The organism is Pseudonocardia ailaonensis (genome assembly GCF_039531635.1).
Classification (GTDB): Bacteria; Actinomycetota; Actinomycetes; order Mycobacteriales; family Pseudonocardiaceae; genus Pseudonocardia; species Pseudonocardia ailaonensis.
Window position 1 is genome coordinate 130,613 of the sequence record NZ_BAAAQK010000002.1, and the last position, 7,216, is coordinate 137,828.

8 protein-coding genes are annotated in these 7,216 nt (G+C 72.9%); 3 read left to right on the forward strand and 5 right to left on the reverse strand.

Annotated features, from left to right (window positions below):
* The 4 genes from ABD324_RS02795 to ABD324_RS02810 all read right to left on the reverse strand — a co-directional run.
* Positions 1 to 862, reverse strand: an 862-nt coding sequence (locus ABD324_RS02795; protein ID WP_344411963.1) for an amino acid ABC transporter permease, incomplete at its 3' end; no start/stop codon positions are given.
* Entirely contained in the window at positions 859 to 1,506 is a 648-nt protein-coding gene (locus tag ABD324_RS02800) for an amino acid ABC transporter permease (RefSeq protein ID WP_344411965.1), read from the reverse strand. The genes ABD324_RS02800 and ABD324_RS02795, both read right to left, overlap by 4 nt.
* A 67-nt stretch (positions 1,507 to 1,573) precedes the next feature.
* Positions 1,574 to 2,458, reverse strand: a complete 885-nt coding sequence (locus tag ABD324_RS02805) for a glutamate ABC transporter substrate-binding protein (protein ID WP_344411967.1) — start codon at positions 2,456 to 2,458, stop codon at positions 1,574 to 1,576.
* Between the two features lie 15 nt (positions 2,459 to 2,473).
* A complete protein-coding gene (locus tag ABD324_RS02810; protein WP_344412002.1) occupies positions 2,474 to 3,202 on the reverse strand; it encodes an amino acid ABC transporter ATP-binding protein in 729 nt (242 codons plus the stop codon).
* A gap of 132 nt (positions 3,203 to 3,334) precedes the next feature.
* Between ABD324_RS02810 and ABD324_RS02815 the strand changes: the two genes are divergently transcribed.
* The gene (locus tag ABD324_RS02815; RefSeq protein ID WP_344411969.1) at positions 3,335 to 4,003 is read left to right on the forward strand and encodes a response regulator transcription factor; all 669 of its coding nucleotides are present in this window, start codon (positions 3,335 to 3,337) and stop codon (positions 4,001 to 4,003) included.
* Positions 4,004 to 4,009: 6 nt separating this feature from the next.
* The gene (locus tag ABD324_RS02820) at positions 4,010 to 5,422 is read left to right on the forward strand and encodes a sensor histidine kinase (RefSeq protein WP_344411971.1); all 1,413 of its coding nucleotides are present in this window, start codon (positions 4,010 to 4,012) and stop codon (positions 5,420 to 5,422) included.
* 95 nt (positions 5,423 to 5,517) lie between these two features.
* Here the strand turns inward: ABD324_RS02820 and ABD324_RS02825 are convergent, their stop codons facing one another.
* Positions 5,518 to 6,843, reverse strand: coding sequence for an aminotransferase-like domain-containing protein (locus tag ABD324_RS02825; RefSeq protein WP_486362874.1), 1,326 nt, complete (start codon positions 6,841 to 6,843; stop codon positions 5,518 to 5,520).
* Between the two features lie 85 nt (positions 6,844 to 6,928).
* Between ABD324_RS02825 and ABD324_RS02830 the strand changes: the two genes are divergently transcribed.
* On the forward strand, positions 6,929 to 7,216 hold a 288-nt coding region (locus ABD324_RS02830; protein WP_344411976.1), incomplete at its 3' end, for an alpha/beta fold hydrolase.

Below are 7,216 nucleotides of genomic sequence, written 5' to 3' on the forward strand. Positions count from 1 at the left end.
CCAGGACCGCGTCGTCGCCTGCGGCCTTGGCCGTCGGGTCGACGGCGCCGCCCCGTGGGCTGCGGCGCAGCCGCTTCTCCAGCAGCTTCGACAGCCCCGACAGGATCAGGCACATCGCGATGTAGATGACCGCGATGACCATCGCGACCTGCAGGATCGGGGCGCCGAGCTGGCCCTGGCTGCCCAGGAAGCGCGCCTGGTAGAGCAGCTCGGGGTACAGGATGATGAAGCCGAGCGCGGTGTCCTTCAGGACGACCACCAGCTGGCTCAGGATCGTCGGGAGCATCGCGCGCAGCGCCTGCGGGAGCAGGACGTTGGACATCACCTGGGTCTTGCGCATGCCCAACGCGTAGGACGCCTCGGACTGGCCCCTCGGCAGGGCGCGGACGCCGGCGCGGAACACCTCCGCCAGCACCGAGCCGTTGTAGAGCATCAGGCCCAGCACCACGGCCCAGTAGGCCGGGATGTTCACGCCGAGCCCGCGCGAGACGCCGAAGTACAGGATGAAGATCAGCACCAGCAGCGGGACGGCCCGGAACAGCTCGATCACGAAGGTCGAGACCCAGCTGACCCACTTGTGGTCCGACATCCGGCCCGCGGCGAAGATCGCCCCGAAGGCCAGCGACAGCACCGCGGCGACCACGAAGGCCAGCAACGTGTTGGCCAGCGCGTCGAGGATCAGGTACTGGATGTTGACGTAGGTGATCCAGCTCCACAGCCGGCCGTCGAACTGGCCCGTCACGGCGAGGCGGTAGATCACGAAGGCGAGGATCCCCAGCACCACGACGGAGCCGACGAGGCCGATGCCGAGGTTGCGGACCTTGGCGCGGGGCCCGGGGATGTCGTAGAGGACGGCGGTCATCGCGAGGTGCTCCAGCGTCGGTCCAGGTTGCGCTGCAACAGGGTCAGCGGCACGACCAGGATGATGAAGCCGAGCGCCACCCACAGCAGCCCGACGAAGACGTTGTAGCCGCGCTCGGACAGCGCCGCGTAGATGCCGCCCGCCTCGGCGACCGAGAAGCCCGCCGCGATCGTGGTGTTCTTCAGCAGCGCGATCTGCATGTTCGTCAGCGGTGGCACCACGGCCCGGATGGCCTGCGGGAACACGACCTGCGACATGGTCAGGCCGAACGTGAAGCCCAGCGCGCGGGAGGCCTCGGCCTGCCCGACCGGGACGGTGTTGATGCCCGAGCGCACGACCTCGCAGATGAAGGCCGAGGTGTAGAGGATCAGGCCGATCGACGCCCGCCAGAAGAAGGAGATGTCCGCGATCTCGAGGCGGGGATAGGCGAAGGCGAAGAAGAACAGCACCAGCGTGAGCGGCGTGTTCCGGATGGTGTTGACGTAGACGGTCCCGAAGGTGCGCAGGATCGGGACCGGGCTGACCCGGAAGCCCGCCAGGATGATGCCGAGGATCAGCGAGCCGATCGCCGCGACGACGAACAGCTCGATGGTGCCGAGGAACCCGCGACCGTAGAGGTCGAGGTTGTCGAGCAGGACGTTCACGGGCCTCCCTCTCCAGGGACGATCCCGGGGCGGGCCCGACGTCGCGGACCCGCCCCGGGATGGTGTCTCAGTAGCGCTGCAGCGGCGGCGGCGAGCCCGCCGCGCCGGACTTGCCCAGCGTGTTGTCGTAGATCTTCTGCCAGGTGCCGTCGGTGTAGGCGGCCTGCAGGATGTCGTTGACCTTGCCGCGCAGGGCCGAGTCGTCCTTGTTCATTCCGATGCCGTAGGGCTCGGTGGAGAAGGTGTCCCCGACGACCTTGAGCTTGTCGGGCTGCTGGCTGGCGTAGCCCTTGAGGATCGCGTCGTCCGTGGTGACCGCGTCGACCTGGCCGGAGATCAGCTGGTCCACGCACTGGGTGTAGGTCTGGAACTCGACGATCTGGTCCGTGAGCTTCTGGTCGCGGACCCGCTGGATCGGGGTCGATCCGGTGACCGAGCAGACCTTCTTGCCCGTCAGCTTGTCCTTGCCGGTGATGTCGGTGTTGTTCTTCGCCACGAGCAGGCCCTGGCCGGCGACGAAGTACGGGCCGGCGAACGACACGCGCTGCTTGCGGTTGTCGTTGATGGTGTAGGTGCCGACGTAGTAGTCGACCTCGCCGCGGGAGATGGTGTCCTCGCGGGCGGCGGACGGGACGACCTTGTAGTCGATCTTGTCCGGGCCGTAGCCGAGCTTCGCGGCGACCAGGCGGGCGATCTCGATGTCGAACCCGGAGAACTGGTTGGTCGTGGCGTCCTTGAACCCGAGCCCGGGCTGGTCGTCCTTGACGCCGATGATGACCCGGCCGCGCTGGCTGATGTTCTGGAACGTCGTCGACCCGGCGACCTGGACGTTCGCCTCGGGAGCGCTGGATACGACGGGCTCGCCGGCGCCGCCGGGGCTGCCGGACTGCCCGCAGGCGGTCAGGGTGAGGGCGGCCGCGGCCAGCCCCACCACGAGGGCGCGCAACTTCATGGGATCTCCTGCTGCTCAGTGGGTGAGGATCTTGCCGAGGAAGTCCTTGGCGCGGTCACTGGTCGGGTTGGTGAAGAAGTCGTCCGGCGTCGAGTCCTCGACGATCTCGCCGTCGGCCATGAACACGACGCGGTGCGCGGCGCGGCGGGCGAAGCCCATCTCGTGGGTGACCACGAGCATGGTCATGCCCTCCTTGGCCAGCGAGGTCATGACCTCGAGGACCTCGTTGACCATCTCCGGGTCGAGCGCCGAGGTGGGCTCGTCGAACAGCATGACCTTGGGGTCCATGGCGAGCGCCCGGGCGATCGCCACACGCTGCTGCTGGCCGCCCGACAGCTGCGCCGGGTACTTGTCCTTCTGGTTCGCGATGCCCACGCGCTCGAGCAGGCGCAGCGCGTTCTCCTCCGCCTTGCCCTTGTCCTGCTTGCGGACCTTGAGCGGCGCGAGCATGACGTTCTCGAGGATCGTCTTGTGCGCGAACAGGTTGAAGCTCTGGAACACCATGCCGACGTCGGCACGCAGCGCCGCGAGCGCCTTGCCCTCCGCCGGCAGGGCCTGTCCGTCGACCTCGATGGTGCCGGAGTCGATCGGTTCGAGACGGTTGATGGTGCGGCAGAGCGTGGACTTGCCGGAGCCCGAGGGGCCCAGCACCACCACGACCTGGCCGCGCTCGACCTCCAGGTTGATGTCGCGCAGGACGTGCAGGTCGCCGAAGTGCTTGTCGACGGCGGCCATACGGACCATGGGGGTGTCTCCGGCCATGGCGGGACGCTAGGGCGAATCGGACACTCCGGTCCACCGCCTTGGGAAACCTTTAGGGTTTCGTTGCAGTAACGGGGGTGAAGGGGCCGGTGGCGGTCGGGAAGAGTGGGGCCTGTGCACATCCTGCTGGTGGAGGACGACGACCGGGTGGCGGCCGCGCTGCGCCCGGCGCTGCACCGGCACGGCATGACCACGACCCGGCTCGACCGCGGCCGCGGCGCCGTCGACCACCTGGGCGGGGTCGACGTGGTGCTGCTCGACCTGGGCCTGCCGGACGCGGACGGGGTCGACGTGTGCCGGGAGATCCGCGCGGCGAGCGACGTCCCCGTGATCGTGGTGACGGCCCGCGGGGACGTCGACGACCGCATCCTGGGCCTGCACTCCGGCGCGGACGACTACGTGGTCAAGCCCTACGACGTCGGCGAGCTGGTCGCGCGGATCCACGCCGTGCAGCGCCGCCGCGGCCCGGAGGGCGGGGAGCCGGTGGACCGCGTCGTCACCACGGACGACGGGGTGACGATCGACCTGGGCCGGCACGCGGTGACCGTCGACGGGGCCGAGGTCACGTTGACCCGCAAGGAGTTCCAGGTGCTCGCGCTGCTCGCCGGGGCGAAGGGCACGGTGTGCACGCGGTCGCGGATCGTCGCCGAGGTGTGGGGCCGGAGCTGGCCGGGCGCCAACCGGACCCTCGACGTCCACGTCGCCACGTTGCGCACCAAGCTGGGCCGCCCGGAGCTGGTGCAGACCGTGCGCGGGGTGGGGTACCGGCTGGGGACCGGCTGATCCACCGTGCGGTCGCGCCTGCTCGTCATCGTCTGCGTCCTGGTCGGGCTGCTGGCGATGGGTCTCGGCCTGCCGCTCGCATTGTCGAGCTCGCGGGCCGCCCAGCAGGAGCTGTTCATCGACCGGCTCACGGACACGATCTACTTCGCCTCCCGCGCGCAGCGTCCGATCACCGAGGACACCGCGGCCGGCCTCGCCGCCGAGCTGGCCCGCTACGACGAGGTCTACGGCGTCTCGGTGACGATCGTGGACCGCGCCGGGCAGGTCGTCGCGGCCTCGCGGGCCCAGCCGCCGGAGCTCGACGCCGACGGCCTCGACCGCGTGCAGGTGGCCCTGGCCAGCCGCCGCTCCGCCGCCCCGCCGCTGATCATGCCGTGGGACTCGCGGCCGCTGGTGCTGGCCGAGCCCGTGCTGGTGGACGGCGAGGCGCGCGGGGCGGCGGTCACGGTGTCGCCGACGGGGGCGCTGCGGGCCTCCGAGCTGCGGGTCTGGTCCCTGGTCGTGGCGCTGGTGCTGGCTGCGGTGGGGGTCGGCGTGCTGGTCGCGCTGCCGCTGACGCGCTGGATCCTGCGCCCCGTGCGCCGGCTCGACGAGGGCACTGGGCGCGTGACCCGCGCCGTGCTCGCCGGACGCCCGGCCGAGGCGGTGTCGGACGGCTCCGGGCCGCCCGAGCTGCGGCACCTCACGCTGTCCTTCGACCGCATGGCGGAGTCGGTGGGGCAGGCGCTGTCGACCCAGCGCGCGTTCGTCGCCGACGCGAGCCACCAGCTGCGCAACCCGCTCACCGCGCTGCGCCTGCGGCTGTCCAATCTCGACGGACATGTCGACGCCGCGGCCGCCGAGCAGCACGTAGCGGCGCTCGAGGAGGCCGAGCGGCTCTCCGGGGTGCTCGACGGGCTGCTGGACCTGGCCCGCGCCGAACGCGACGCCGGCGTGGACCGGCACGCGGACACCCCGCTCGACCCGGCCGTCGACGATCGCCTGGAGGCCTGGCGCCCCCTCGCCGAACACACCGGGCTGCGTCTGCTGCGCGGCGGGGTGCGGGGGCTGCGCGGGCGGATCGCGCCGGGTGGGATCGAGACGGTCCTCGACGCGGTGCTGGACAACGCCGTCAAGTTCACGCCCGAGGGCGGCACGGTCACGGTGACGGTCCGCCCGGTGCGCGGCGAACCGGCGCGGGTGGAGATCGCGGTGCTGGACACGGGCCCGGGCATGGCCCCCGACGAGCTGGAACGCGCCACGGACCGCTTCTGGCGCAGCCCCGCCCAGAACAACGTGGACGGCTCGGGCCTGGGTCTCGCGATCGCCGCCCGGACCGTCGAGCTGGCCGGGGGGACGCTGGTGCTGGAGCTGCCGCCCGGCGGGGGCCTGAAGGTGGTCGCGAAACTGGTGCGGACCGGCCCCGTTCCCACCCCCTGACCGCCCCGCCCCGCCCCGCCCCCCGCTGCCCGGCCGCGCCGTCCCGCCGTGGCCGCGCTGTCGTCGGTGGGGGCGGCCGGGAGGTGGGCGGGTGGTCAGTCGGGGAGGTCGGGGTCGGTGCGGAGGAGGGCGGCGAGGGTGTCGAGGGCCTCGCGGAGGACGGGGAGGGGTGGGGCGGCGAGGGCCAGGCGGACCGCGTCGGGGGCGTGGGCGGGGATCACGGCGAAGGCGGCGGCGGGGGTGACCGCGATGCCGCGGCGGGCGGCCGCGGCCACGAAGGTCTCGGCGCGCCAGGGTTCGGGGAGCGGCAGCCAGGCGTGGTAGGCCGCCGGGTCGGCGCGCAGGCCCGGTAGGTGGGCGCGGGCGAGCTCCTGGCGGGCCGCGGCGTCCGCCCGCTTGATCTCGACGAGCCGGGAAGCCGTGCCGTCGGTGAGCCAGCGGATGGCGGCGGCGACGGCCAGGCCCTGCGGGGTCCAGCCGCCGGACCTGGCGGCCGCCGCGACCCGGTCGACGAGCGCCGGCGGGCAGGCCGCGAAGCCCAGGGTGAGGCCCGGCGCGAGGCGCTTCGAGAGACTCTCGATCACGATCGTCCGCTCCGGGGCGTGGGCGGCGAGCGGGCCGGGCTCCGGGCGCAGGAACGAGTAGACGGCGTCCTCGACGGCCACGACGTCGTGCTCCCGCAGGACCTCCGCCAGCTCCGCCCGCCGCCGCGCACCCATGGTGACGCCGAGTGGGTTGTGCAGGGTCGGCTGCACCGAGAGCACGTGCACCGGCGCCTCGCGGCAGGCGGCGTCGAGGGCCGCGGGGACGAGGCCCTCGTCGTCGAGCCGGAGCGGGACGGCGGTCAGCCCGAGCCGGTGCACCGCGCCCCGCACGAGCGGGTAGGTCAGGGCCTCGACGGCGATCCGCCCGCCGGTCGGGACCAGCGCGGCGAAGGCCGCGGCGATCGCCTGCCGGCCCGAGCCGGTGATCAACAGGTCGTCCGGATCGGGCTGCCAGCCGGGGCGGGCGAGCGCCTCCGCGGCGGCGGCCCGGAGCGCGGAGCTACCGCGGACGCCGACCGGTGCGAGCGCCTCGGCGAGAACGTCCGGCCTGCTCAGTGCCGTGATCGCAGCGCTGAGCAGCGCGGGCTGCTCGGGTGGGGAGGGGAAGTTCAGCTCGAGATCGACGAGTGCGGTGGACGGCTCGGCGAGGGCCGGTCCGGGTGCGGGCGGGGCCGCGCGCACGAAGGTCCCGCGGCCGACCTCGCCGACCACGAGCCCGCGGCGGGTCAGCTCCGCGTACACCCGGGCGGCCGTGGACACCGCGATGCCGCGGCGGCGCGCGAACCGGCGCTGGGTGGGCAGGCGGTCGCCCGGGTGCAGCCGGCCGGCGGCGATGTCGGCGGCGACCCGGTCGGCGAGGGTGCGGTAGTCCGGCACGAACATTGCTCCGAGGTCGTTGTGACTCTTGCACCGAGGAGTGTGCGCGACGGAGCATCGGGGGGCAAGCACCCGAGGAGGTCCCATGGCGCTCTCGTTCACCGACACCGGCACCGGTCCGGTGGTCCTGCTGATCCACGGGCACCCGCTGGACCGGCGGGTCTGGGGACCCCAGGTCGCGGGCCTCGCCGGGTGCCGGGTCATCGCGCCGGACCTGCGGGGGTACGGGGAGAGCCCGCTCGGGGGCCGGGCCCACGTGACGCCGGCGGACCACGCGGACGACCTCGCCGCGCTGCTGGACGAGGTCAGCGCCGACAGCGCCGACAGCGCCGACAGCGCCGACAGCGCCGACAGCGCCGACAGCGCCGACAGC